This is a genomic window from Enterobacter sp. DN (assembly GCF_046054285.1).
GTDB classification, from domain to species: Bacteria; Pseudomonadota; Gammaproteobacteria; order Enterobacterales; family Enterobacteriaceae; genus Enterobacter; species Enterobacter hormaechei_C.
This window is the reverse complement of the sequence record NZ_JBJJTG010000009.1, coordinates 134,566-157,589: the sequence shown is the minus strand read 5'-3', so window position 1 is coordinate 157,589 and position 23,024 is coordinate 134,566. Positions and strand designations below refer to the sequence as shown.

Annotated in this window: 28 protein-coding genes; 22 read left to right on the top strand and 6 right to left on the bottom strand. The window is 51.4% G+C overall.

The window, feature by feature from the left end:
- Window positions 1-81: 81 nt before the first annotated feature.
- The 8 genes from ACJTMZ_RS19065 (at window position 82) to ACJTMZ_RS19030 (ending at window position 6,606) form a co-directional block, all read left to right on the top strand.
- Complete coding sequence (locus ACJTMZ_RS19065) at window positions 82-348, top strand: AlpA family transcriptional regulator (RefSeq protein WP_023323954.1); 267 nt, start codon at window positions 82-84, stop codon at window positions 346-348.
- Entirely contained in the window at window positions 345-902 is a 558-nt protein-coding gene (locus ACJTMZ_RS19060; protein ID WP_032627992.1) for a host cell division inhibitor Icd-like protein, read from the top strand. Before ACJTMZ_RS19065 ends, ACJTMZ_RS19060 begins: the two co-directional genes overlap by 4 nt.
- Window positions 899-1,126, top strand: coding sequence for a hypothetical protein (locus tag ACJTMZ_RS19055; protein WP_017692848.1), 228 nt, complete (start codon window positions 899-901; stop codon window positions 1,124-1,126). The genes ACJTMZ_RS19060 and ACJTMZ_RS19055 overlap by 4 nt, the downstream gene beginning before the upstream one ends.
- The gene (locus tag ACJTMZ_RS19050; protein ID WP_023323953.1) at window positions 1,123-1,443 is read left to right on the top strand and encodes a DUF5375 domain-containing protein; all 321 of its coding nucleotides are present in this window, start codon (window positions 1,123-1,125) and stop codon (window positions 1,441-1,443) included. The genes ACJTMZ_RS19055 and ACJTMZ_RS19050 overlap by 4 nt, the downstream gene beginning before the upstream one ends.
- A gap of 14 nt (window positions 1,444-1,457) precedes the next feature.
- A complete protein-coding gene (locus ACJTMZ_RS19045; protein ID WP_023323952.1) occupies window positions 1,458-3,791 on the top strand; it encodes a primase-helicase zinc-binding domain-containing protein in 2,334 nt (777 codons plus the stop codon).
- Window positions 3,792-4,170: 379 nt separating this feature from the next.
- Window positions 4,171-4,869 (top strand): hypothetical protein, encoded by a 699-nt coding sequence (locus ACJTMZ_RS19040; protein ID WP_023323951.1) that lies wholly within the window; start codon window positions 4,171-4,173, stop codon window positions 4,867-4,869.
- A gap of 407 nt (window positions 4,870-5,276) precedes the next feature.
- Complete coding sequence (locus ACJTMZ_RS19035; RefSeq protein WP_023315130.1) at window positions 5,277-5,837, top strand: TIR domain-containing protein; 561 nt, start codon at window positions 5,277-5,279, stop codon at window positions 5,835-5,837.
- 52 nt (window positions 5,838-5,889) lie between these two features.
- Window positions 5,890-6,606 (top strand): macro domain-containing protein, encoded by a 717-nt coding sequence (locus ACJTMZ_RS19030; RefSeq protein ID WP_408626969.1) that lies wholly within the window; start codon window positions 5,890-5,892, stop codon window positions 6,604-6,606.
- Between the two features lie 133 nt (window positions 6,607-6,739).
- Here ACJTMZ_RS19030 and ACJTMZ_RS19025 read toward each other — a convergent pair whose 3' ends face one another.
- Complete coding sequence (locus tag ACJTMZ_RS19025) at window positions 6,740-6,931, bottom strand: toxin-antitoxin system HicB family antitoxin (protein WP_032634623.1); 192 nt, start codon at window positions 6,929-6,931, stop codon at window positions 6,740-6,742.
- A gap of 124 nt (window positions 6,932-7,055) precedes the next feature.
- Between ACJTMZ_RS19025 and ACJTMZ_RS19020 the strand changes: the two genes are divergently transcribed.
- The 5 genes from ACJTMZ_RS19020 (at window position 7,056) to ACJTMZ_RS19000 (ending at window position 10,191) form a co-directional block, all read left to right on the top strand.
- Window positions 7,056-7,397, top strand: coding sequence for a SymE family type I addiction module toxin (locus ACJTMZ_RS19020; RefSeq protein WP_006812446.1), 342 nt, complete (start codon window positions 7,056-7,058; stop codon window positions 7,395-7,397).
- A 58-nt stretch (window positions 7,398-7,455) separates the two neighbouring features.
- Window positions 7,456-8,484: a virulence RhuM family protein gene (locus ACJTMZ_RS19015; RefSeq protein WP_071963934.1), complete on the top strand. Its 1,029-nt coding sequence runs from the start codon at window positions 7,456-7,458 to the stop codon at window positions 8,482-8,484.
- A gap of 262 nt (window positions 8,485-8,746) precedes the next feature.
- The gene (gene tssD, locus ACJTMZ_RS19010; RefSeq protein ID WP_017383637.1) at window positions 8,747-9,232 is read left to right on the top strand and encodes a type VI secretion system tube protein TssD; all 486 of its coding nucleotides are present in this window, start codon (window positions 8,747-8,749) and stop codon (window positions 9,230-9,232) included.
- Between the two features lie 9 nt (window positions 9,233-9,241).
- Window positions 9,242-9,607, top strand: coding sequence for a tlde1 domain-containing protein (locus ACJTMZ_RS19005; protein WP_023302859.1), 366 nt, complete (start codon window positions 9,242-9,244; stop codon window positions 9,605-9,607).
- On the top strand, window positions 9,604-10,191 hold the full coding sequence (locus ACJTMZ_RS19000) for a hypothetical protein (RefSeq protein WP_225561440.1): 588 nt from the start codon (window positions 9,604-9,606) through the stop codon (window positions 10,189-10,191). Before ACJTMZ_RS19005 ends, ACJTMZ_RS19000 begins: the two co-directional genes overlap by 4 nt.
- A 32-nt stretch (window positions 10,192-10,223) precedes the next feature.
- Here the strand turns inward: ACJTMZ_RS19000 and ACJTMZ_RS18995 are convergent, their stop codons facing one another.
- The 4 genes from ACJTMZ_RS18995 to ACJTMZ_RS18980 form a co-directional block, all read right to left on the bottom strand.
- A complete protein-coding gene (locus tag ACJTMZ_RS18995) occupies window positions 10,224-10,667 on the bottom strand; it encodes a GNAT family N-acetyltransferase (RefSeq protein ID WP_017383639.1) in 444 nt (147 codons plus the stop codon).
- 48 nt (window positions 10,668-10,715) lie between these two features.
- Window positions 10,716-11,486, bottom strand: coding sequence for a GlxA family transcriptional regulator (locus tag ACJTMZ_RS18990; RefSeq protein WP_223230145.1), 771 nt, complete (start codon window positions 11,484-11,486; stop codon window positions 10,716-10,718).
- Window positions 11,487-11,839: 353 nt separating this feature from the next.
- The gene (locus ACJTMZ_RS18985) at window positions 11,840-12,319 is read right to left on the bottom strand and encodes a hypothetical protein (RefSeq protein ID WP_126340305.1); all 480 of its coding nucleotides are present in this window, start codon (window positions 12,317-12,319) and stop codon (window positions 11,840-11,842) included.
- 1 nt (window position 12,320) lies between these two features.
- Window positions 12,321-13,109, bottom strand: a complete 789-nt coding sequence (locus ACJTMZ_RS18980) for a winged helix-turn-helix domain-containing protein (protein WP_126340304.1) — start codon at window positions 13,107-13,109, stop codon at window positions 12,321-12,323.
- An 834-nt stretch (window positions 13,110-13,943) separates the two neighbouring features.
- On the opposite strand from ACJTMZ_RS18980, the gene ACJTMZ_RS18975 reads away from it, so the two are divergent.
- The 6 genes from ACJTMZ_RS18975 to ACJTMZ_RS18950 are packed head-to-tail and all read left to right on the top strand — an operon-like array spanning window position 13,944 to window position 19,979.
- A complete protein-coding gene (locus ACJTMZ_RS18975) occupies window positions 13,944-14,546 on the top strand; it encodes a helix-turn-helix transcriptional regulator (RefSeq protein WP_015570068.1) in 603 nt (200 codons plus the stop codon).
- Window positions 14,547-14,598: 52 nt separating this feature from the next.
- Window positions 14,599-15,183: a fimbrial protein gene (locus ACJTMZ_RS18970; protein WP_015570069.1), complete on the top strand. Its 585-nt coding sequence runs from the start codon at window positions 14,599-14,601 to the stop codon at window positions 15,181-15,183.
- Between the two features lie 53 nt (window positions 15,184-15,236).
- On the top strand, window positions 15,237-15,914 hold the full coding sequence (locus tag ACJTMZ_RS18965) for a molecular chaperone (protein ID WP_032104018.1): 678 nt from the start codon (window positions 15,237-15,239) through the stop codon (window positions 15,912-15,914).
- A 23-nt stretch (window positions 15,915-15,937) separates the two neighbouring features.
- On the top strand, window positions 15,938-18,463 hold the full coding sequence (locus tag ACJTMZ_RS18960; RefSeq protein WP_252011057.1) for a fimbria/pilus outer membrane usher protein: 2,526 nt from the start codon (window positions 15,938-15,940) through the stop codon (window positions 18,461-18,463).
- On the top strand, window positions 18,454-18,972 hold the full coding sequence (locus ACJTMZ_RS18955) for a fimbrial protein (RefSeq protein WP_015570071.1): 519 nt from the start codon (window positions 18,454-18,456) through the stop codon (window positions 18,970-18,972). Before ACJTMZ_RS18960 ends, ACJTMZ_RS18955 begins: the two co-directional genes overlap by 10 nt.
- Window positions 18,972-19,979, top strand: coding sequence for a fimbrial protein (locus tag ACJTMZ_RS18950; protein WP_017383645.1), 1,008 nt, complete (start codon window positions 18,972-18,974; stop codon window positions 19,977-19,979). Before ACJTMZ_RS18955 ends, ACJTMZ_RS18950 begins: the two co-directional genes overlap by 1 nt.
- A 1-nt stretch (window position 19,980) precedes the next feature.
- Here the strand turns inward: ACJTMZ_RS18950 and ACJTMZ_RS18945 are convergent, their stop codons facing one another.
- The gene (locus tag ACJTMZ_RS18945; protein WP_015570073.1) at window positions 19,981-20,505 is read right to left on the bottom strand and encodes a lipocalin family protein; all 525 of its coding nucleotides are present in this window, start codon (window positions 20,503-20,505) and stop codon (window positions 19,981-19,983) included.
- A gap of 117 nt (window positions 20,506-20,622) precedes the next feature.
- Between ACJTMZ_RS18945 and ACJTMZ_RS18940 the strand changes: the two genes are divergently transcribed.
- The 3 genes from ACJTMZ_RS18940 (at window position 20,623) to ACJTMZ_RS18930 (ending at window position 22,920) form a co-directional block, all read left to right on the top strand.
- Window positions 20,623-21,348: a MerR family transcriptional regulator gene (locus ACJTMZ_RS18940; RefSeq protein ID WP_015570074.1), complete on the top strand. Its 726-nt coding sequence runs from the start codon at window positions 20,623-20,625 to the stop codon at window positions 21,346-21,348.
- A 99-nt stretch (window positions 21,349-21,447) separates the two neighbouring features.
- Window positions 21,448-21,858 carry a hydroxyisourate hydrolase gene (gene uraH / locus ACJTMZ_RS18935; protein WP_017693985.1) on the top strand — a complete coding sequence of 137 codons (411 nt, stop codon included), beginning with the start codon at window positions 21,448-21,450 and terminating at the stop codon, window positions 21,856-21,858.
- A 102-nt stretch (window positions 21,859-21,960) separates the two neighbouring features.
- A complete protein-coding gene (locus ACJTMZ_RS18930; protein WP_252011059.1) occupies window positions 21,961-22,920 on the top strand; it encodes a DUF1722 domain-containing protein in 960 nt (319 codons plus the stop codon).
- The last annotated feature ends 104 nt before the right edge of the window (window positions 22,921-23,024 follow it).

The following is a 23,024-nucleotide window of genomic DNA, read 5'->3' as shown; positions in this document are numbered from 1 at the left end:
GGAAAAATATAGACATAATAAGGAGCTACCCGAAGCCGGACGGACATGACCGGCACTGTATGGACTTTATGAGGTAGCCCGATGCACACCGCTTTTTCTTCCCCGTCTTCTGCCCCTGCCACCCCACTGATGCCGGTTTCTGATGCCGTTCAGGAGCGCTTTCTCCGCCTGCCCGAAGTGATGCATCTGTGCGGCCTGTCCCGGTCAACCATTTACGACCTCATCAGCCGCGAGGCTTTCCCGAAACAAATCAGCCTGGGCGGTAAAAACGTGGCGTGGGCGCAGTCTGAAATCACCGCATGGATGGCAGATCGCATTGCCGAACGCAACCGGGGCTATGACGCATGATGATGATCGTTCAGCAAACTGCCCCTTTTTCTGGCTTGCTTCCTGTCGCCGTTTCCAGGTATAGTTTTCCCGCTGTCGCAAAATCGGCAGCCGGAATTGGCGTTCCGTGTAACTTATTGGCGACTCCAGACGCGCCTTGCGTCTTTTTTTATGTCGTAGCTCAGGCACACCCATTTTCCGGGCTGTGGTGTCTATGTGTACACCATTGTTCCAGCAAGATAATGGCAGTCCGGGCGGGGCAGCCTTCGGGCTGGCCGGTTTCCAATAAGGCCGGTTACGCCAACCCCGTTCGGGCTGCCACCAGTGAAATTGGCGTTTCCGGTGGTAGCAGCAACCGCTACTTATTGGAGGCTGCCATCATGGCTACTACCCTCACTCCGTCACACCCGCAGTTTGTCTTTGTGTTTGCCGCCGTTCGTCGTGCAGACCGTAAACCCCGTATCTGTATGCTCCGCACCGTTGCCGGTGATGAACACGCCGCACGCCTGTCGCTCGTTCGCGACTACGTTCTGTCGTTCGCTGGCCGCCTGCCGGTTGCGGAGGTGCGTGCATGAGACATACCACCATTACCGCCCGTGACCTCGAATGTCTGGAGCATATGCGCAACGTCGGCCAGCTCGTCAATGAGCTGATGCAGGTGCAGGACTGCGCCACCGTTCGTCGTGACCCTGCGCAGCAGTCGCAACTCACCTCCGTGATTTACCTTATGACCGCCCAGCTCGACGGCGTGGTAGAGCGCTGCAATCAGCGCTGGCTGACCGGGGAGGGCAACGTATGAAAAAGCCATTACCGCCCGTATTACGCGCCGCGCTATATCGGCGCGCTGTCGCCTGTGCATGGCTGACGGTATGCGAACGCCAGCACCGCTACCCGCACCTCACCCTCGACGCGCTGGAAAGCGCCATTGCCGCCGAGCTGGAGGGCTTCTACCTGCGCCAGCACGGCGAGGAAAAAGGCCGCCAGATTGCCTGTGCACTGCTGGAAGATTTAATGGAAGCCGGACCACTCAAAGCCGCGCCGTCGCTGTCCTTCCTCGGGCTGGCCGTGATGGATGAACTCTGCGCCCGTCACATGCAATCGCCTGTTGTGCACTGAGGGAGAAAATAACGATGAAAATGAACGTAACAGAGACGGTAAAACAGGCGTGCGGCCACTGGCCGCGCATTCTCCCGGCGCTGGGTGTGAAGGTCATAAAAAACCGGCATCAGGCCTGTCCGGTGTGCGGCGGCTCTGACCGTTTCCGCTTTGACGATAAAGAGGGGCGCGGGACGTGGCTCTGTAATCAGTGCGGCGCGGGTGACGGGCTTAAGCTGGTTGAGAAAGTGTTCGGTATGACCGCATCAGAGGCTGCCGGGAAGGTGGACGCCGTGACCGGCAACCTGCCACCGGTTGCCCCCGAAGTGATTGCGGCCGCAGAGGCTGAAACCGAAGCAGACCGCAAAGCGGCGGCCGCGCTGGCCGTCAGACTGATGGAGAAAACCCGCACGGCCAGCGGCAACGCCTATCTGACCCGCAAGGGATTTCCCGGTCATGAATGTGTCATGCTGACGGCCACACATAAAACCGGCGGCGTGATGTTCCGCGCCGATGATGTGGTTGTCCCGCTGTATGACGATACCGGCGCACTGGTTAACCTTCAGCTTATCAGTTCTGAGGGGCTCAAACGCACCCTGAAAGGCGGGGCGGTAAAAGGAGCGAGCCATACCATCGAAGGGAAAAAACAGGCTGGAAAACGCCTGTGGATTGCAGAAGGCTATGCGACCGCACTCACCGTGCATCACCTAACCGGCGAAACCGTTATGGTGGCGCTGTCGTCCGTGAACCTCCTCTCTCTGGCGAGCCTTGCCCGTCAGAAACACCCGGCCTGTCAGATTGTCCTCGCTGCTGACCGTGACCTTAACGGCGATGGTCAGACAAAAGCCGCCGCGGCCGCAGAAACCTGTGAGGGCGTTGTTGCCCTGCCGCCGGTGTTTGGTGACTGGAATGATGCGTTTATGCAGAATGGCGGGGAGGCCACGCGAAAAGCGATTTATGACGCCATCCGGCCACCGGCACAAAGCCCGTTCGACACCATGAGCGAGGCGGAATTTACGGCCATGAGCGCCAGCGACAAGGCTCTGCGGGTGCATGAGCATTACGGCGAAGCGCTGGCCGTGGATGCGAACGGCCAGCTCCTGTCCCGCTATGAAAACGGCATCTGGAAAAATATCCCGGCAGCCACTTTTTCACGGAATGTGGCTGACTTATTCCAGCGCCTGCGCGCCCCGTTCTCATCCGGGAAAATTGCCTCGGTGGTGGAGACCCTGAAACTGATTATTCCGCAGCAGGCCGCACCGGCACGGCGTCTGATTGGTTTTCGCAACGGGGTACTCGATACCCAAAGCGGCATATTCAGTCCACATCATAAATCGCACTGGCTACGCACACTGTGCGACGTGGATTTTACCCCGCCGGTAGAAGGCGAAATGCTGGAGACTCACGCGCCGAATTTCTGGCGCTGGCTCGACCGGGCGGCCGGTAAAAATCCACAAAAGCGCGACGTGATACTCGCTGCGCTGTTTATGGTGCTGGCGAACCGTTACGACTGGCAGCTCTTTCTCGAAGTCACCGGTCCCGGCGGGAGTGGCAAAAGCATTCTCGCCGAAATCGCGACCCTGCTCGCCGGAGAGGATAACGCCACGTCAGCCGACATCGACACGCTGGAAGACCCGCGCAAGCGTGCATCCCTGATTGGCTTCTCGCTGATACGTCTGCCGGACCAGGAAAAATGGAGCGGTGACGGCGCAGGGCTGAAGGCCATCACCGGCGGCGATGCGGTCTCGGTTGACCCGAAATACCAGAACCCGTATTCAACACATATTCCGGCGGTAATTCTGGCCGTGAACAACAACCCGATGCGCTTTACCGACCGCAGCGGCGGCGTGTCCCGTCGCCGGGTGATTATTCATTTCCCGGAGCAGATTGCACCGGAAGAGCGCGACCCGCAGCTCAGGGATAAAATTGCGCGCGAGCTGGCCGTTATCGTGCGCCAGCTTATGCAGAAATTCAGCGACCCGATGACCGCGCGCGCACTGCTCCAGTTGCAGCAGAACTCCGACGAGGCACTCAATATCAAGCGCGATGCTGACCCGACGTTTGATTTTTGCGGTTATCTGGAAATGCTGCCGCAGACCAGCGGGATGTTTATGGGTAATGCCAGCATCGTCCCGCGTAATTACCGTAAGTATCTCTATCACGCGTATCTGGCCTATATGGAGGCCAACGGGTACAGAAACGTGCTCAGCCTGAAAATGTTCGGGCTGGGGCTGCCCATGATGCTGAAAGAGTACGGCCTGAATTATGAAAAGCGGCACACAAAGCAGGGGATACAGACCAACCTGTCGCTGAAAGAAGAAAGCTACGGCGACTGGCTGCCGAAATGCGATGAACCCGCAGCGACATAACCCACTCCAGACCGGCTAGAGCCGGTCTTTTTCTTTCCGGCAATTGCCATAAGGTGAACACTCCACTGTTCACCCTTCACCGTATATTCACCCCATATCATTATGAAATTATTGATAAAAAAAGAAAAGGTGAACAGTGTGAACAGTAAAACCGGAAAAAACTTTTTATCCCCCCGTGTATCGCCTGACCGGTCGCATTCAGAACGAGCAAAACAAACAAAGGTGAAGAGTCGACCGTTCACCCTTCACCAACTCATCACCACCTAACTACATGATATAAAATGATAAATAACCGAGGTGAACAGTGTGAACAGTTAAATGCAAAAAAAGTTTTTTTGCGTATGATGTCGGTATGAGGCTTCACAAGAGAATTTGAATAATGGATAAGACTAGAGACTTTATTCTTGGAGGGCTTTCTCGCTTTGGCTTAGCTGATTTGCCCGGCAGACCTTACGATTCTGCTTTTGAATTAATAGCCTCCCCACCTATACGCAAACGCCTCATTGTGATGGGCTTTAATGGTTCGTCAGCCGATTCCCATATGACCAACAGCCAGTCTATTATTCAGGATCATTCAAAGCCTCTTGTCTCGAATGTCCATTTAGGGACGCAAGGGGAATGGGGAATTACTCACCTAGCTAAGCGACTACAACAGATACCTATCAGCCTAGGTTACAGATGGGAAGACGTAGTATTTACGAATGCTCTAATGATGTGCTCAACCAATGCCTCAGAACTCAAACAAGAGGCGAGCCGGCACAAACTAACTGTCGAACAACTCGTAAAATACTCAACCAGATTTTTTGAGAATGTCACAATCCCTCTGTGTAAGCCTGAACTGATTATCGCTTATAGCAACAGTCTACAATCCCTTTCAGCAGCAAATATTTTGCTAAAATACTTCGGTGATCCAAGCACTCTCATCTATACGCAGCAGAAGGGTTATTACACAACTTTCGCTTTCTCAGCCGTACTAAATGATGTGAAAATCCCTGTAATATGTGTCCGTCATATGTCTAGATTTAAACCTTCAGAAGAGTTAATTGAAACAGCTCTAGAGACGATGAAGGAGCTTTAGCTTTATCCGTCAGATTGAACCTTACACTTGGAACAATGTGTATAGCGATGTGTATAACACAAACATCACCCTAAAATAAAATACAATAAAAACAGCAAGTTGAGACCAAACAAGAACTCCTGTGATCTTCCGCCAAAATCATTCTATTTTTCCTAATCTTGTTAATCCGTTCGGTTTATTAATTCCACTTACGTCTCTATGTTCCTTCTACTCTTAATGAAATTTAATATTTCCTATAATTGTTAAAAATGCACTATTTGTGCTCTTTTTTCACCCACCAGAATACAATATCAAATAAGCTTTGAAATTTTATTGGTAAAGGATTATTAATATCTATGCTCTGCTAACTGAACAGGACACGTAGCATTTAAAACAATCTGGTAACAGATTTAACATTAAGGTGAAATATGTCTCAGCAAAAAGGGAATTATTGTGCTTTTTATGTTTCTGAGCCTTTTAATCAGAGTTCATTAGGGGCACATGCAACTAAAGATTTTGTATATTATAATTTACTAAGATCATGGAAAGGTGCTGACGCCTCATTTCCATTTATTGATTCTCATAGCTCAACTTACAGTGTTCGGGATGGAAGTGATTGGGAAAAAACTCTTAAACCGAGATTACATCAAAGACTTAAAAATTCAAAAAACATAATTCTATTTTTAAGCTCTTCCACCATCAACTCAAGAGCGATAAGAGAAGAAGTTGATTATGCTATAAATGTTTTATCATTGCCTGTAATAGTAATATATCCAGAATTTGAAAATAAAGAAGATATACATGATGCTAATGGCTTCACGAAGAAAATAACTAATCTTTGGGATCTGCTTCCAATTTTCCGTGATTCTAAACACAAAGTTCCAGTAATGCACATTCCTCTAAAAAAGGAACTCGTACAATCAGCATTAAAAGATAAGGACTTCTTTTTAGGTAGCGCCGCTAAAAATATTGGATATTACTATAACTAATAACTTACCGCATTATGTTTTTATATAATGCGGTTTATTGGGACTCTTTATCATGAAGAAAGTAAAATTTTTCGATAGCAGAGTGAGAGATAAGTTCTCTAAGCATATATCAGCAATAAGTACACTCGCCTCTGTTTTATTAATTTTTTTTAATATACCGGAGAACAAAAAAATCATTTTATTCGCTGTTTTTTCGGCGTGTCTTTTTTTACTTTACTGCAAAATATGGTGGCACTTTAATAACCTTCAAGAGATTGAGTTGGATGTTGAAGGTAGTAAAGTTTCAATTAAGACTGGAGACTTATTTTTACAGCCCGGTTTGAAATGTATAGCATTTAACGAGTATTTTGATACCAAGGTTGACGAAAAAATCATATCATCAACATCTTTAAACGGCCAATATATTAATAAGTTCTTCCCTAACTCGGTTAATGAGTTAGACAAAATAATAACTGAGTATGAATTTGAAGAAGAAGAAAAAATAGGTATTAATGATGAGAGAAGAGTAGGGAAAAAAGTAAAGTACTCTTTAGGAACAACTTGCGTTATTGATGATTATTTACTTACTGCCTTCAGCCATTTTGATAAAAACAATAAAGCATATCTTTCTATGCCAGATTATTTATCTTTTTTAATAACCTTCTGGGATAAAGTAAATAAAGTATATGCTCAAAGGAATGTATCTGTTCCTATCTTTGGTTCAGGAATCACACGAATAAAAGAGCATAAGAACATTAGTGATGAAGAACTTTTGAAGATCATGCTTTGAACATTCAGAATAAGTGAAATGAGATTTAAATATCCAGCTAAACTTTCTATTATTATAAATTATGACAAGATAAAAACCATCAATTTATTAGATATCAAATCTGCACGAAATGGAATTTAATTACAGCTCGATATTATCCCTTTGGTTTGACACCTCGGGCGACTAGCGCCTCCCTCGCCAGTTCCTTCAACCAGCTGGCGAGACTCACTCCTTCCTCAGCCGCCACAGCATCCAACTGTTCCTTCAATGCCGGATCAATACGCATCTTAAACTGCGGAGACTGCCCGCCGCCTTTTGGTTTTTTTTCGCGCGATATGATTGACATGAGGCCACCTATCCATCTACTCTGATACATATAGGAGGCCACCTAAACCTCCTGTATTTCAACGCCCCGATGTGCGGGAACACAACCGGAGCGTCTAACCTCACCAACTATCAAGGAGTTGATTATGGCTGATTCGCATTCTACCCCAGACACCGACCAATCCGGAACCGAGCGTTCATTAATTGTGGGATACCGCCCGAATGTTTACGACAAATCTACGCCAAAAATCATCCTTTCCGGCAAGTGGCTGCGCGCGGCGGGGTTTGATACCGGACAGCAGGTCACGGTAAAGGTCATGAAAGGATGCATCGTTCTGGTGGCGTATAACGAGCAGGAGCAGCGTTTGCAAGATGATTATAAACGGACGAAAGCAAAGCTTATTGAGATAGAGGACGCGCTTGCAGCGATCCAAATTCCGCATGCTGGAAAGCGACTCGCAAAATCAAATACAAACCACCTGGCTTAGCGGCTGTTTCTGGCATACTACGAGCTTACAGGCATCAACCTTATGAAGCGGAGGCAGCATGACATATGAGGAATTAATAAATTCTCCAGCCGGTGAGTTCGTCATGTTTGCCAGCAAGGATGGAAAAGTTCGCATTGAATGCCGCTTCGAAAGCGATACCTTGTGGCTCTCACAGGCCACGATCTGTGAGTTATACGGCAAAGCCAAAGCTACGATCAGCGGGCATATCAAGAATATTTTTGATGAGGGTGAACTGGTCGAAAATTCAGTTGTTCGGTTTTACCGAACAACTGCCAGCGATGGTAAAGTATATAACGTTCAATACTTTAGCCTGCCCGTCATTCTCGCCATCGGCTATCGCGTCCGATCCACGCGAGGTACACAGTTCCGCCAGTGGGCCACCCAAACGCTACAGGAATACCTGGTTAAAGGCTTCGTTATGGACGACGAGCGCCTGAAAAATCCGCCTGTAGGATCTTCCGCCGTCCCTGACTATTTCGATGAAATGCTGGAACGCATTCGCGATATACGTGCCAGCGAACGCCGGGTCTATCTTCGCGTGAGGGAGATTTTCGCATTAGCTGCTGACTATCAGCCGTCGCTCAAAGAAACCACGCAATTCTTTCAGACCATCCAGAATAAACTGCATTTTGCCTGCACTGGGCACACCGCTGCTGAGTTGATTCACCAACGTGCGGACGCCACTCAACCGCATATGGGGCTGACCAGCTATAAATGCGAAGAAGTCCGTAAAAGCGATGTCACCACCGCAAAAAATTATCTGTCTCAGGATGAGGTGAGCGAGCTTAATCGCGTCGTTAATATGTGGCTCGATTTTGCCGAAGATCAGGCCAAACGCCGCAAGCAGGTATTTTTACGAGACTGGCAAACCAAGCTCGATCAGTTTCTGCAATTTAATGACCGGGACGTTTTAGAAGGAGCAGGCAAAATCAGCAAGAAAACGGCTGATGAAAAGGCGTGCTCAGAATACCTCGAGTTTGAAAAAAAGCAGCGCCTGCTGAAAGAAGCCGAAGGTAAGAAAGATATCGCCGGCTTATTAAAATGGGATAAGCAGGCTAAGCGCTAATCCCGGCATAGGTTCATTATTTAATGATATTCATCATTTCAATATTTGATGCTTTTTTAGTGACTATTATTCTTGCGATGGAAGAATAGTCATAAATCAACCTTATAAATTTTTAAACGTCAATTGATACCATCCATATCTCGCAACTACAACATTCTATTAAACCAACCAAAATTCTTTAACATTCCTGTTTTGAAATGAAAGTCACAATTTAAATCCATAATGAAGAGTAGTTTCCCTCAGTCTATAAAAGGAGATTGAGATGGCTATACCTGTTTACTTATGGCTCGAGGATGATTCAGGCCGGAGGATTAATGGATCTGTCGATATAAAAGATCGCGAAGGTTCAATAGAAGTGATTGAATTTATGCATTCTATAGAACAACCTATAGATAAATTCTCCGGTAAAATCACTGCAAAACGCATTTGTAGTACCTATGCATTCATGAAAGAGATTGATTCATCATCCTCTTATCTATACAAAGCCTTATGCACTGGGCAAACACTTAAAAAAGCAGAGTTCATATTTTACAGAATCAACTATAACGGACTTGAAGAGGCTTACTTTAAGACAACTTTAGAAAATGCAAGAGTAGTTCAAATTGAACCACTCATGTTTGACATTAAACTACCGCGAAACGAACGCTATACACATTGTGAATATGTAGATCTAACATATGAAAAAATAACATGGCATTACATAGATGGAAACATCATTCATTCTGATACCTGGAAGGAACGCGCTTAAGGAGAAAGTATGTCCTGGGAATATGATGTAAAAGAGCACAAATTTTATCTTGATGGTGTTTATCAGTTCGATGCAGATTATGCAGGAGCAAGTGGTTACAAAAACGATCCATCTCAAGAATGTGTAAAAAACAGTGGGCCTCTACCTCGAGGGAAATACACAATTGGTTCCCCTCATAATTCAGCCCACACCGGGAAATATACTCTCAGCCTCACGCCCTACTCGACAAATGAGATGTGTGGTAGAGACTCATTTAAAATACATGGTAAAAGCAGTTTGCACCCTGACGACTCTTCAGAGGGCTGCATCATTGCTCCTCTGAGTGCCAGAAGGAGTATCTGGAAAAGCAACGATACGGTATTGATAGTCAAATGAAGCGTTTATTTTGTTTATTGCCATTACTCGTTGCAGTCAGTTCGCACGTCTCAGCAACGGAAATGACCGGCTTCGCGACCGAGTATTACGATGAAGACGGATCATTGACGGAAATTTCTACAACAGTGCCCCTTTCACCGACCATCGCTATAGGCAAGCAAGCCGTACGAATGGAGGTTACTCACCTGTCAGATATCACCAGCACACCAGTTAACAAAGACAGCTCAGCACGCTGGGTCTGCCTTCATGACGACGATGGCACGAATTACTGGTTCATTTCTGATAACGAAATGGGTGCAGGATTGTTAACTGCGCTAGTTATTGCCAAAGATGGCATCCATAAAGAGTGTGCTAAAACAACGGAACCTGTCAGCGTCTCAGTCGCGAATGTTCCATTGTTGAATGCTACTCACAGGAATCTAATTGAAATGTTCGGCAAGAAAGGGATCGCCAAAAAGAAAGCGATACTTTTTTATCAGGAGACGCCAGTACAGAATGGATTCATCCAGAGTAATACGGTCTCGTATTACTTCGATGGCGAAAAAGTGCGTGGTGTAATCATCGGGCAAATTACCAGTAACTAGCTTGCAGACGCCCTCTCCAGAGGGAGAGGGCGTTAAGCCTGTCCACTCAACCGCATATGCAACAGCGGAAACGGATTCCCCTGCCCATCCAGTTCCGAGCGCCCGACCTGCTCAAACCCCATATGACGATAAAACGCCACCCCCTGCGGATTCTGCTCGTTCACATCCACTTCATTTACGCCGAATTCTGCAATGGCATATTGCAGCAGCATTTTCCCGATACCCTTCCCCCGGCTCGCATCATCCACAAACAGCATTTCAATGCGATTTTTATCCACGCCCAAAAAGCCGTGAATAATACCCACGTCATCCCGGGCAATCACAACCCTGAGATTAGGCAAATATGCGTTGAGCAATAACGGACGCAGCGCCGCGATATCGCTTTCCTGCAAAAAGCGGTGCGTGGCGCGAACGGACGACTCCCAGACTGCGACGAGGCGTTCAAATTGTGAAGGGTGTGCGGCTTCTATTTTCATGGTGATATTCCGGTTGAGTAAAGTTTCAGGGCAGCAATGTAATGATATTCAGCTCTGCGAAGTGCGCCACACGCCAGGCGTACAACCATACTCCGTCTGAAAATGACGAATAAAGTGCGCGCAGTCGCTGAACCCCATCCGCTGCGCAATATCCGTCACGCTTTGCTGTGAGTTCTTCAGCAGCCAGCAAGCATAGCGCAGTCTGGCGCTGCGGATAAATTCGCGGGCCGTTTTGCCGAATTCTGCGTGGAACAGACGGTTGAGCTGGCGTTCACTCAATGCCACTTCTCGCGCAAGCCCGGCGGTGGTGAGCGGCCGGGTCAGGAACTGTTCTATCAGCATGACGGCGCGGCGCAACCGCGAGTCAGGGATAAGCGCAAAATTCGCCGGACGCGGGGTGGCAATTTCATGCGGAACGAGCGACAAACGCTGACAGGTGGTGCTGGCGATATCATCCCCGGCATGGGCGCGGATAAGCTCAGTTGCCAGCGTCAGGGTGGAAATACCGCCCGGGCAGGTCAGCACATCGCCATCGTCGATGAAATCATACCCTTGCTCAGCATAAACCAGCGGGAAAGCCTGCCGAAATGCATCAAGGTGGAAAGGATGGATGGACGCTCGTCGTTCATTCAGCAATCCTTCCTGTGCGAGGACAAAACTGCCGGTGCCAATGCCAATGAGCGGAACCCCGGCATGGTGGGCATGTGCCAGATACGCTTTATCCCCCTGATACCCTAAGTCCAGATACTGCAATTCACCGCCGATAACAGCAAGGTAGTTAAAACTGTCCGGCGGCGCATGGGGAGAATCCGGTCTCATGATAATCCCCGCATTGCTGATAATCGGGATATCAGGAAATTCACTTATCAGGCTGATTTTAAATGCTAATTTATCCTGAGCTTTCGCTGCATAACGCAGCGCCTCCAGCAACCCGGAGACGGCCAGGAGTGAATAACGGGGCCATAATATCAACCCAATATGCAGACACTTTTCCGGTACTGATTTCCCCCCATCGGAGGAGTCAAATACACTTTTCATTTACTTGCCAAATTTAAAATTAATTACATTATCGCAACATGATCTGTCGCACTTTTTATTTCTAAGGTAATCCTGATATTTTAAATCAAACATAAATGAGACGGGAGGAAAATATAATGTTTTTCTCGTTTATATCATTCTTTTTTTGAACCACGACACACATATGTCGGTAATGTTCCTAAGGTAAAGATATAGTTACCATTATGTTGTTCATTGATCCGCATATAAATACTCTTGCCCGGATAGACAAAGAATTGCGGTTCATATTTTTCCAGCCAGCTGTCGTCGACATTATCGTCCGGGAACGTCATATTTTTTTCTGACGTCAGCAAATAGAGATGATCCTGTCTATCCACCCGAAAGGAAATTTTCCTGTCGATGGTTTTACCCGGATCGCTCTTTGCCCGGCCATTCATGCTCAGGGTGCCGAATTTCCCGTCGAAGATGTAATTGAGCCAGACCGTCAGCGTCTCATCCGGATGGTGCTGGACCAGATTAGCCTGGCATGAAAAAGGCTGAACGTAAGTTCGGTGCCACAGGTAATAGCCCGTCAGCACGCCTGCCGTGACGAGGCCCGTCACGATGATATACAGCATCTGCCGAAAACGAGTCATGCTAGCTATCCTTCAGGAAATAATCAGATATACAGCGGTTCGGTTCTTTCATTGGCCGGTCGCAGCGAATAACCGACGCACGAGGAAGCAGAGCGTACCAGCTGATGTAAACCCAGGGATATTGCGCGCATTCAGCCTTGAATTGTTCCACATAGGTCAGCGCTGAAGCGCGTTCAGCGTGAGTCTGAATGTCGTTCGCAAGATAAACGCGACAGGCTCCGACGGATGCCGCAAAACGGTAATCCTCAACAAAACGGTTTTCTGTGGCGTTCATATATCCCGTCACGCCTGCCCCGGCCAGGACGATCAATAGCCCCATGACGACAGCCAGCCAGCGCGTGGGCTTCCTGGCAACGGGCGTTGCTGGCTCGGAGGATGCAGAGACCTCCTCGATCGCTGGCGCCTCCCCACATTGTTCCTCTGCGGGTTGAGGCGCGACGGGTGAAGACTCTCTGACGGTTATTTGCGTGTCGCTTGCCAGCGTCAACCCAATCCGCGGAATGGTAACGATAGGGTCAGTTTCAAAACCAATCTTTTTGAGCCCTTTGCGCAGGATGGAGATGTTCTGGTAATAGGTATTGGAGGAGACAAGCATGCCGCGGCTTTGCCAGACAATATCAAGGAACTCTTGCTGAGTGACAATCGACCCCGCTCTGTCGATTAATAACAACAGGCATCGGCCTGCTGGCGAATTTAACACAACCACACGGTCAGGATTGTTGATATCACGTAACGTGCTGGCCGCAGGATGAAATTCGACGATATTATTTATAATGTAATGCTTATGCATAGGGGCAGTATGAATTCTCCGGTTAACAGATGTTGAACCTGGGTCACCGCATGTATGGGATGACATTCACGTCGGGATTAATGTGACTGATTAACGTCATGCTGTATATCTTCGCCATTGGCGAAAAATCTTAATTTATATTTCATCCCTTAAGCTTCACTGAACCTGCATAAGAACTCAACCCTTGTAGAATGCGGCTTGCAGAGCCGCTTCATCCGCGATCATCCTCATTATGATGTTTTGTGAAGTGAATTTCCGCTCCACAGAAGTATCTGACTACCGGCAGCATCTCATTTATCAGGGCCTCATCTTTTGGCGCACTCCTCGCCTCTTGACATTGACAAATATCTACATAAAAAAACATTGTACGCCACGGACATGCGTGTCTGAAATATTCAGCACCCTTAAGCCTTAAGTTTTCTCAACCTTACCAATATCAATAACTTACATGGTTTTTGTATGCTTTTAAGCCACCTTTCTATCAGTTTTTATCGATGATAACATTCGTAAATTGTTATTCCCCGTCAGCAACTTCACACCCGCACTGACACCAAAAGACAAACTCCTTACAAAACATTTATCAAAGCTAAATTTTCATTAAAAATAGCGGCTATCATAATTTACAGAAAGCGAAGCGGAATAAGACCAATCAGAGGGAAGCGTCGTAACCGGTCTCGATCTTAGTAATTAATACAATTTTAGATTAATTCAGATTACCTCTTTATTGGCCGACGTATAGTAGGCCTACAGTATGCAATACGTCATTGCTTCGAGAATACTGGCGATAACCTTATAAATAATTCGCCTGATTACTATTATAAATCGAGGAATAACATGACGAACAATAGCCAAATAACACAGCATATAACTGTTGCACTGATGGGCGGCGATCATTATGCAAGAAACGGCATTAAAACGTTATTAAGCAGCATCCGCGACGACCTTCACATCATTATCATCGAAGGAGGTTATCAGGAACTGGATAAGGCGCTGTCGTCGATTCGTATCGATATCTTATTTATATCCGGCGCAGAGAAATACCATACAGGGTATGACTCACTGAAATATTTAAAAAAAATCAAAGTCACGCAGCCTGAAGTGATTATCTGCCTGTACTCAACCTCTGCCCATTCCCTGTTATGGGTCCGGGAAGATATTGATGCCTATATCTCGCTACAGAACACGGTTTATCAGTGGCGGATAAAGCTAGCAAAAATGGTCGATAGCCATTATCGGCCCCAAAAGCAGCCAGCGGCGTTATCGCTGACGCCTGGAGAAAGGAGGGTATTAAAGGAACTCAGGAACGGACTGGATATACGTTACATCGCAGAACTGGAGAAACTTTCTTATCGCCGCGTGAGCGCCTTAAAAAGCTCAGCGATAAGGAAACTCGGGCTCAGGAATAAGACAGATTTGCTGGTCTTTTTAACCAGTTAGACCTGCCGCTTTCAGAGCAAATCTCGTAATAAAAAAATCAAGGAACTATGAAATGAAAGCACGCCTTACTTGCCATTCTCTGCTGGCATTAAGCATTGCCGCCCTGCTGCCAGCGGGCTCAGCACTGGCCGCCACCACCAGCGGCGGCACGGTTAACTTCAGCGGTAAAGTGGTGACCTCCGCCTGTGCCATCAGCGCCGGTAGCGCCAATATCGACGTCGACATGGGTGAAGTGCGTACCGCCACGCTGGCTGCCGCAGGCAGTGAAGCCAGTACCGCAAAAGCCTTCTCCATCACGCTGGAAGATTGCGAAATCGCCGATACCTCCGCGTCCACGGAAGATAACCCTATTGCCGCAACGACCGTGGCTATCACCTTCACCGGTACACCGGACAGTACCGATGTGAATAGCCTGGCCGCGGGAGTAAACGGCGGCGCGGGCTCGGCGCAGCATGTCGCTATCCGTCTTTATGACGAACAGGGCAACGTCGTCAGGCTGGGTGAGCCGGCAGCAGCGATCCCCCTGCGTGCAGGGGCGAACATCCTGAACTTCAGCGCGAAATATTACTCCCCACTGGGCAACGCCACGGCGGGTGATGCCAGCGCGGTCGCCACCTACACCGTGACCTATTCGTAATCTTCAGGCCCGGTCTGCTGGCCGGGTCTGACTCAGCTTTCAGGAGACGCACTATGCGCGTAAACACATGGATTTGTCTGGCTGGCACGTTATGTTCATCCGCCGTGTACGCAGGCGGCGTGGGGTTAGGCGCAACGCGGCTGATCTACACCGGCGCGGCTACGCAGACGATGATGCAGGTAAGAAATACCCACCCTGATGCCACGTTTCTGATCCAGTCCTGGATGGAAGACGAGAAAGGGAGCCGTACCAACGACTTCGTCATCACGCCGCCGCTGTACGTCATGAAGCCCGCCAGCGAAAGCGCGGTGAAAATCATGTTCAGCGGCGACGCCCTGCCAGCCGATCGCGAGACGCTGTACTGGATGACGGTCAAAGCTATCCCACAGCAGGTTAAAAACGGTTCCGGCAATTCGCTGCAATTCGCCTCTGCCAACCGCATCAAGGTCTTTTATCGCCCGGAGCGGCTCAGGGAAGGTGCAGGGGAGGCATGGAAAAACCTTGCCGGCGCCTACCGCGCGGGCAAGGTCACGCTGACCAACCCAACGCCATATTACCTCACCACCATTAACGTGAAAATTGATGGCAGGCCGGTGTCGCCCGTCATGGTGCCGCCGAAATCCAGCGTGACGCTGGCAGACACCTTCAGCCATGCGAGCAGCTTAAGCTACCAGACGATTAACGATTATGGCGCCTGGACGCCCGTTACCCGCACGTCATTGTCCCAATAATAAAAACAGTAAGGCGTGACCACATGAAAATTAAAATCCTGTGCGCCACGGCGATCGCCCTGGTGATTCGGCAAGCCGTGGCTGCCGAAAGCGAGCTGCAATTTAATCCTGCGTTTCTCAACGGCGAGCGCGCCAACAGCGCCGATCTCGCCTGGGTCAACGCCGGGAGCGCGTTGCCGCCGGGCGAGTACAATCTTAACGTGTACATCAACACCCAGTTCGCGTTCACAGGTAACGTCACGTTTCGCGTCGCTGAAAACACCGCCGGTGAAGCCCTGCCGTGCCTTACGCCTGCGCAATTCGCCGCACTTGGCATCGACAGCCGTCAGGCTAAAGGGGGTGAGCTGCCGCCTGCGCAGGGCTGCATTTTTTTAACCCAGTCATTCGCCGATACCCGGTTCGATTTTGACCAGAGGACGCTTACCCTCAACTTCACCGTACCGCAAAGCGCGATGCGCGCTCTGCCGCGCGGGTACGTCAGCCCGGAGAGCTGGGAATCCGGCATCCCTGCCGCGTGGCTGAACTATGTGGTCAATGGCGCGAATAATGACTACCGGGGCGAGACGCGCACGCGGGAACAACAGCTGTTTGTGAGCCTCAACAGCGGCGCCAACCTGGGCGCATGGCGGCTACGTGATTTCACCACGTGGACCAAAGAGAGTAACGAGCTCACCCACGTCCAGACCTGGCTACAGCGGGATATCCGCGCCCTGCGTGCCCAGGTTTATGCCGGTGAAACGTTCACCTCATCGCAGGTGTTTGACGCCGTTGGCCTGCGTGGGGTTGCCCTGAAGACCGATGACAATATGTTGCCCGCCAGCCTGAGCGGTTACGCACCCGAAGTGCGCGGCATCGCGCGCAGCAATGCCACGGTGACGGTTCGCCAGAACGGTAACGTCATCTATCAAACCTCCGTTCCGCCGGGGGCGTTTGTGCTGAAAGATCTCTATCCGACCTCTTCCGGCGGCGATCTCGCGGTCACCATTCAGGAGAGCGACGGTAGCCAGACGCAATACACCCTGCCCTTTGCCAGCGTGCCGAATCTGGTGCGTAACGGTCAGGTCAAATATGCTCTGGGTGCGGGGAAATACCGCCCTGCGGGCGATCAGATCTCGCCCTCCTTCGCGCAGGGCGAGCTGTTCCTGGGCTGGCGATACGGCCTCACGTTTTATGGCGGGGCGCAGTTTTCCGATCGCTACAACGGCCTGGCCTTCGGTATCGGGCAGAATCTCGGCCGCTTTGGCGCCTACTCCCTCGACCTCACCCATGCCCGCAGCCAGCTGGCTGATAACCAGCACTACACCGGTGATTCGGTGCGCCTGCGGTACAGCAAGCTGCTGAACAATATCGGTACGCGAGTCAATTTCTTCTCGCTGCGTTACTCAACGGCAGGGTTTTATACCCTCAGCGATACCACTTACAAAGGCATGGCGGGCGGAGCGCCAAAACAGACCGTGGAAGACGATGGCACCATCACCACCCACTACGACACGGTTTACAACCTGCATATGTCGCGTAAGGCAAAAAATCAGCTGCTGTTGTCGCAGCCGATGGGCGAATACGGCGCGCTGTCGCTGTCCTGGGATCAACAAACCTACTGGAATACGTCAAAAACCACGCAAAGTTTGCAGTTCGCGTGGAACGCGACGTTTCGTAACCTGTCGCTTGGCATCAGCGCCCAGCGTAGCTCTGGCCTGTACGACAACAAGAAAGACAATATCCTCGCGTTGTCCCTGTCGGTGCCGCTGGGTAACCCGGCGCTGTCGACCCGTCTCCGTTTTACCGCTACCCATGCGGATCCCGCTGCCACCACCGCCAGTACCGGTGTCAGTGGTTATCTGCCGGGGCAGGAGAATCTTTTCTATAGCGTCAACCAGCGCTACAGCGCGCAGCAGCACTACGGCGGCGATGCCGCGCTGCAATACGAGGGCGCGTGGGGAGACTATAACCTGGGCTACAGCTACGCCGGTGACTCCCGCAACCTCAGCTACGGGATGAGCGGCGGTGCGGTGCTGCATGAGGATGGTCTGACGCTGAGCCAGCCGCTCGGGAACACCAATATTCTGGTGAAAGCCCCGGGCGCCAGCCATGTCGCCGTGCTCAACCACAAGGGCATCAAAACCGACAGCCGGGGCTATGCGGTGATCCCATACGCCACGCCATATCGCGTTAATCAGGTTGCGCTGGATGTCACCACCGTGGGCAATGACGTGGAACTTGAGAACGCCATCGCCAATAAAATCCCCACCGACGGGGCACTGGTTCGCGCCACCCTCACCACGCGTCAGGGGGCAAAAGCGATGTTTATCGTACGTCACGCTAAAGACGTGCTCCCCTTCGGTACGCTGGTCTCGTCAGAGGATGACAAAGCCAGCGGTATCGTCGGCGATGGCGGCAGCGTGTATCTGACCGGCCTGTCAGCGGAGGGAACCTTGCATGCCGTATGGGGGCGCAACAGCGCCCAGCGCTGCACGATCCGCTATGCGTTGAACCCGCAGAATTATCACGCCCGCACCGGGCTTTATTCCCAGGAGGTCATATGTCAGTAACCATCCGGTTCCTCCCCCTGATCCTGCTGATGTTCATCACTGTTCCCGCGCGCGGCTATGACGTGCTGGTTTCCGTGACCGGCAACGTGATCGGCAATACCTGCATTGTCTCGGAAGATTCGAAGGAGCAAAACGTGCCGCTGGGCACCCTCGGCGTGAAGCAATTTAGCGAGGCGGGCGCGGTAAGCAATATCAAAACGCCCTTCACGCTCACCCTTGAAGCATGCGGCCCCACCTTTGCTGGCGTGAAAATCCGCTTCAGCGGTACGCCGGATGACGAGAACCCGCAGCTTCTCAAAGTCGCTGACGGCGGCGCGACCGGCGTGGCGGTGCAGATTCTGGATAAAGACAGCGTACTTATCCCGCTGGACACCCAAACCGCTGCTTACGGCGCGGCGGGGGATGACAGCGTAAAAATGACCTTCTATGCGCGACTGGCCGCCACGGGTGCGCCGGTCAATGCCGGAGACGTTTCGGCAGTGGCGACCTGGACGACGGAGTATCAATAATGCGTTTACTGTTTTTAGCCCTGTTTTTCATGTCCTCTCAGGCACTTGCCCTCTCCTGGACATCGGATATCACCCTTTCGCCAACGCCCATGTCGTGGTCCGGCCCGGCAGACTCCATCGTGCCTGGAAAGACGATCGGCTCTGAATGGAGCGCCTCTGCGAGCGTCTCGGAAGTGTTCTGGTGCGGCCTGGTATTTACCTGCTCCAAAGGGACGCTGGAGCCGAGCAGCAGTATAACCGCCACCGGCATCACGGTTATTCTTGATGGCGCAAATTACATGGTATTTGAAACGGGCGTGCCCGGCATCGGCTTCATTCTTGGGCTTAAAGATTATAACGGCACCACCTATGTCCCGATGCAGACGGGCATTACGCAGAGCTATCCGGCCGATGGGACTAACGGTTACGCCACCGCACTGGGCTGGTCGGCAAAAGTGACGTTTATCAAGACCGGCGTTCCGCTGAAATCCGGCGTATACCAGACCCCGACCATTAACGCGGCGATCCTGACGGCCTATAACAACGAAGTGAAAACCGCGCAGGTGATCATCAACCCCACCACCATCACGGTGACGGCAAGCGGCTGCACGGTAGGCACGAAAAGCGCCAACGTCGACCTGGGCACCATTGATATTCACACGCTGCCCAGCGTAGGCAGCACCTCGCCGTCGGGGGAGTTTAACGTCAGCCTGACCTGCGATGAGAACGTGGCGGTTAACGCAGTGATGACCGATCAGACCACACCGTCAAATACCTCGTCAGTCGTGACGCTGACCGGGGACTCCACGGCCTCCGGCATTGGCGTACAGTTTTTCTATAACGGTACCGGGCCGCTGATGATGGGGCCGGACAGCTCGTCCGCAGGTACGACGGGACAGTTTTTCATCCAGACCACCAGCTCGGCACAAACGCTGTCCCTGCCGTTCCAGGCGCAGTACATCCGAACCGGTGAACTGGTCCCCGGCTCGGCCAACGCCCTGGCAAGCATCACCTTTTCGTATCAGTAGGTTAGTGCTTCACCCACACCAGCTGATCGACCCGGAAGCCCAGCTCGCGTGCGGTGTTCAGGTAGTCCTGTTTTACCGCATCCGGAATGGTCGGGGTGCGCGATAAAATCCACAGATAGTCGCGGTTCGGGCCGCTGACCAGCGCGTACTGGTACTTATCATCCAGCTTGATCACGTTATAGCCGCCGTAGAACGGGCCGAAGAACGATACCTTCAGCGCAGCCGTGGTCGGTTCGCCGGTAAAGTACGCCTTTCCTTCGCTCTCATTCCATTTTTTCTTCACCGGATCGTAGCCGCGGTTCAGTACGCTGATACCGCCATCGCTGCGCTTGCCGTACGTCGCGGTGACCTGTTCCAGACCGCGCTCGAAGCGATTTTCCAGTCGGGCGACTTCATACCATTTGCCGAGATAGCGGCTGGCATCAAAGCCGGTAATGGGCTGCACGCCTTTCGGCGGCGTGGGAGATTTACAGGCAACCAGCGTCAGCGCAATGGCGACACCGGTAACGACAGGCCATAGCCTCATGAGAACTCCTTTCATTTACGCGGTTGGACGTTAAGTGTAGCGCACCCGTGCGGCGCTTCATCCCGTCGGGGAATATTCGTAGTATATTGAGACAACTCCTTCTCTTCGGATGCAGACATGGCTTACTCCATCGGCGAATTCGCCAGACTCAGCGGCATCACCGCCACCACGCTGCGGGCGTGGCAGCGACGCTATGGCTTGCTCAAACCCGAGCGTACGGACGGCGGTCACCGCCTGTACAGCGATGAGGACGTTCAGCAGGCGCTGAAAATCCTCGACTGGGTAAAAAAAGGCGTACCCATCGGTCAGGTAAAATCACTGCTGGAACGCCCTGCGCCGCGCCGCGCCAATAACTGGCAAACCCTGCAACAGGCCATGCTGCAAAAGTTGCAGGAGGGGAAAATTGAGTCCCTGCGTCAGATAATTTACGACGCCGGACGCGAATACCCAAGGCCAGAGCTGGTCACTAACGTGCTGCGTCCGTTGCGCAGCCAGATATCGGCCAACGTCGCCGCCGCCATGACGCTGCGTGAGATCCTCGACGGCATCCTCATCGCCTATACCTCGTTTTGCCTTGAGGGCGATAAAAAAGCGCCGGGCGATAACATCCTCATCAGCGGCTGGCATCTGAACGACCCCTGTGAGATCTGGCTTGAAGCTCTGACGCGCACCGGCCAGGGCCACCGCATCGACATACTGCCGGTTCCCCCTGCCGCGCTGGCCCCGGAAATTTTCCCGGACCGCAAATGGCTGCTGGTCACCAGCGGTAAACTTACCGCCGTGCGGAAAAAGCAGGTTGCGCAGTGGCAGCAGCAGGTTTCCCTTGAGGTGATTATCCTCTGATTATTTTCTGCTGAGGCAATCTTCACGAAAAGTTGAATATTTTTTCGCACAGCGAGTGCTAACGTTTTCCTGTCACCGACAACTCAACAGGAAAACACGATGAAAAAGACACTCCCTCTGATGATGCTCGCTGCAATGGCTTTCGCGCCTGCCGCGTTCAGCGCCCCGGCAGGCACCCTGAGCGTTCACGTTCTGGACCAGCAAACCGGTATGCCGCCAGCGGATGTGGCCGTCACGCTGGAGAAGCAGGAGCAGGACAAGTGGACCCCGATTGCCAGCGGTAAAACCGACCACGACGGGCGCATCAAATCGCTCTATCCGCAGGATCAGGATATGGCGCCTGGCGTGTATAAAGTGACCTTCAAAACCGCCGATTACTTCCACGGTAAAAAGCTGGACTCCTTCTTCCCGGAAGTGCCGGTGCTGTTCACCGTCACCCGCACCAATGAAAAACTGCACATCCCGCTTCTGCTCAGCCAGTACGGTTACTCAACCTACAAGGGCAGCTGATTGCTCTTGATTTTAAAGACGATTTAAAAATAATCCCGCCAATACTTGGACAAATACGCATTGTTGTGTAACTTTTAGGTATGAGATCGGGAGGTGCACACCATGACAACAAAACCTGTGCTGGGTATTAGCGGATGTTTGACCGGTTCCGCCGTTCGCTTTGACGGCGGGCATAAGCGTATGGGCTTTGTGATGGATGAGCTGGCGCAGTGGGTCGCTTTCCGTCCGGTATGCCCTGAAATGGCTATCGGCCTGCCCACGCCTCGTCCGGCGCTGCGTCTGGTGATGACCACCGGCGGCGAGACAGAAATGCGGTTCAGCAAAGCGCCGCACGATGACGTTACGCAGAAGATGGCCGCATTTACGGCAGATTATCTGCCGAAAATCGGCGATCTGGCGGGTTTTATCGTCTGTGCAAAATCCCCCAGCTGCGGCATGGAGCGCGTGCGGCTGTACGACGAAAACGGCAACCGGGGCCGCAAGGAGGGTGTCGGGCTGTTCACCGCCGCCCTCCTTGAAACTTTCCCCTGGCTGCCCGTCGAAGAAGACGGTCGCCTGCACGATCCGGTACTACGGGAAAACTTTGTTGAGCGCGTTTTCGCTCTCCACGAACTGAACGTAATGCGTAAAAATGGCCTGACGCGCCGTGCCCTGCTGGACTTTCACAGCCGCTATAAGCTTCAGCTTCTGGCGCACCATCAGGCAGGCTACCGTGAAATTGGCCCGTTCGTGGCATCACTGCACAAGTGGGACGATCTGGACGCGTTTTTCGTGGCCTATCGCGACAAGCTGATGACCATTCTGAAAAAACCCGCTTCGCGGAAGAATCACACTAACGTGCTGATGCACATTCAGGGCTATTTCCGTAACCAGCTGAACAGCCGCCAGCGTGGAGAACTGCGTGATGTGATCCTGCATTACCGGGACGGGCTGCTGCCGATCCTCGCGCCGCTGACGCTGCTGAAGCATTATCTGGCTGAATACCCTGACCGGTATCTGATGACGCAAAACTACTTTGATCCCTATCCTGATGATTTGGGTCTGCGTCTGGCCGTTACCTGATAAGAAAGAAGCGAAGGCCCTGTTGACCCACAGAGGCCCAAAGCAGTACCCCGTTTAGACGACACCCTCACTGTCGTCTTTTTTTTGCGCTCAGCGTAGAATAC

Coding starts and splice junctions, on each gene's coding strand:
- ACJTMZ_RS19005 (WP_023302859.1), top strand. CDS start 9,242: ATGTCCTGGGAATATGATGTAAAAGAGCACAAATTTTATCTTGATGGT.
- ACJTMZ_RS18970 (WP_015570069.1), top strand. CDS start 14,599: ATGAAAGCACGCCTTACTTGCCATTCTCTGCTGGCATTAAGCATTGCC.
- ACJTMZ_RS19025 (WP_032634623.1), bottom strand. CDS start 6,931: ATGTCAATCATATCGCGCGAAAAAAAACCAAAAGGCGGCGGGCAGTCT.
- ACJTMZ_RS19030 (WP_408626969.1), top strand. CDS start 5,890: ATGAAGAAAGTAAAATTTTTCGATAGCAGAGTGAGAGATAAGTTCTCT.
- ACJTMZ_RS19045 (WP_023323952.1), top strand. CDS start 1,458: ATGAAAATGAACGTAACAGAGACGGTAAAACAGGCGTGCGGCCACTGG.
- ACJTMZ_RS19035 (WP_023315130.1), top strand. CDS start 5,277: ATGTCTCAGCAAAAAGGGAATTATTGTGCTTTTTATGTTTCTGAGCCT.
- ACJTMZ_RS18940 (WP_015570074.1), top strand. CDS start 20,623: ATGGCTTACTCCATCGGCGAATTCGCCAGACTCAGCGGCATCACCGCC.
- ACJTMZ_RS19065 (WP_023323954.1), top strand. CDS start 82: ATGCACACCGCTTTTTCTTCCCCGTCTTCTGCCCCTGCCACCCCACTG.
- ACJTMZ_RS18985 (WP_126340305.1), bottom strand. CDS start 12,319: ATGACTCGTTTTCGGCAGATGCTGTATATCATCGTGACGGGCCTCGTC.
- ACJTMZ_RS19050 (WP_023323953.1), top strand. CDS start 1,123: ATGAAAAAGCCATTACCGCCCGTATTACGCGCCGCGCTATATCGGCGC.
- ACJTMZ_RS18990 (WP_223230145.1), bottom strand. CDS start 11,486: ATGAGACCGGATTCTCCCCATGCGCCGCCGGACAGTTTTAACTACCTT.
- ACJTMZ_RS18965 (WP_032104018.1), top strand. CDS start 15,237: ATGCGCGTAAACACATGGATTTGTCTGGCTGGCACGTTATGTTCATCC.
- ACJTMZ_RS19000 (WP_225561440.1), top strand. CDS start 9,604: ATGAAGCGTTTATTTTGTTTATTGCCATTACTCGTTGCAGTCAGTTCG.
- ACJTMZ_RS18945 (WP_015570073.1), bottom strand. CDS start 20,505: ATGAGGCTATGGCCTGTCGTTACCGGTGTCGCCATTGCGCTGACGCTG.
- uraH (WP_017693985.1), top strand. CDS start 21,448: ATGAAAAAGACACTCCCTCTGATGATGCTCGCTGCAATGGCTTTCGCG.
- ACJTMZ_RS18960 (WP_252011057.1), top strand. CDS start 15,938: ATGAAAATTAAAATCCTGTGCGCCACGGCGATCGCCCTGGTGATTCGG.
- ACJTMZ_RS19055 (WP_017692848.1), top strand. CDS start 899: ATGAGACATACCACCATTACCGCCCGTGACCTCGAATGTCTGGAGCAT.
- ACJTMZ_RS19060 (WP_032627992.1), top strand. CDS start 345: ATGATGATGATCGTTCAGCAAACTGCCCCTTTTTCTGGCTTGCTTCCT.
- ACJTMZ_RS19040 (WP_023323951.1), top strand. CDS start 4,171: ATGGATAAGACTAGAGACTTTATTCTTGGAGGGCTTTCTCGCTTTGGC.
- ACJTMZ_RS18955 (WP_015570071.1), top strand. CDS start 18,454: ATGTCAGTAACCATCCGGTTCCTCCCCCTGATCCTGCTGATGTTCATC.
- ACJTMZ_RS19020 (WP_006812446.1), top strand. CDS start 7,056: ATGGCTGATTCGCATTCTACCCCAGACACCGACCAATCCGGAACCGAG.
- ACJTMZ_RS18980 (WP_126340304.1), bottom strand. CDS start 13,109: ATGCATAAGCATTACATTATAAATAATATCGTCGAATTTCATCCTGCG.
- ACJTMZ_RS18975 (WP_015570068.1), top strand. CDS start 13,944: ATGACGAACAATAGCCAAATAACACAGCATATAACTGTTGCACTGATG.
- tssD (WP_017383637.1), top strand. CDS start 8,747: ATGGCTATACCTGTTTACTTATGGCTCGAGGATGATTCAGGCCGGAGG.
- ACJTMZ_RS18950 (WP_017383645.1), top strand. CDS start 18,972: ATGCGTTTACTGTTTTTAGCCCTGTTTTTCATGTCCTCTCAGGCACTT.
- ACJTMZ_RS18995 (WP_017383639.1), bottom strand. CDS start 10,667: ATGAAAATAGAAGCCGCACACCCTTCACAATTTGAACGCCTCGTCGCA.
- ACJTMZ_RS19015 (WP_071963934.1), top strand. CDS start 7,456: ATGACATATGAGGAATTAATAAATTCTCCAGCCGGTGAGTTCGTCATG.
- ACJTMZ_RS18930 (WP_252011059.1), top strand. CDS start 21,961: ATGACAACAAAACCTGTGCTGGGTATTAGCGGATGTTTGACCGGTTCC.